At 47.9% G+C, this 351-nt stretch carries 1 pseudogene; it reads right to left on the bottom strand.

Annotation, left to right across the window (positions count from 1 at the left end):
- Positions 1-234: pseudogene (locus tag MJ257_RS24725) on the bottom strand (IS110 family RNA-guided transposase); the annotation flags it as partial.
- Between the last annotated feature and the right edge of the window lie 117 nt (positions 235-351).

Here is a 351-nt window from a genome sequence, read left to right as displayed (position 1 = left end):
GTGGGCCCCCATGGAGGCGATCCAGCGATATGTTTCGTAACCTGTGGGTCCTGCCTCGTAGCAAAACGATAGCGTTTCGGCCGCTCCCAGCTCTTTGATCAGCTTGCGTAACGCTGCCGGTGTGTGGGGAATGGTTCCGTAATAGCGTGGAGCTTCCCCGCTCACATCAGCAATTGCAACCGAAATTTTTGCTTTGGATACATCTAAACCGATGAATTTTGTGGTAGACTGCATAGTATCAGCTCTCCTTTGCTATGTAGCTCTGAAATGGTTTGGGTTACACTTTCCATTTTAACCTACGAGATGTAGTAATTTGGAGGGCTGTCTTTGTTTTACGTTCATCTTAGCTAG

Origin of the sequence: Paenibacillus timonensis, assembly GCF_022427145.1 — a bacterium.
GTDB classification, from domain to species: Bacteria; Bacillota; Bacilli; order Paenibacillales; family Paenibacillaceae; genus Fontibacillus; species Fontibacillus timonensis.
This window is presented reverse-complemented; position numbering and strand designations above follow the sequence as displayed.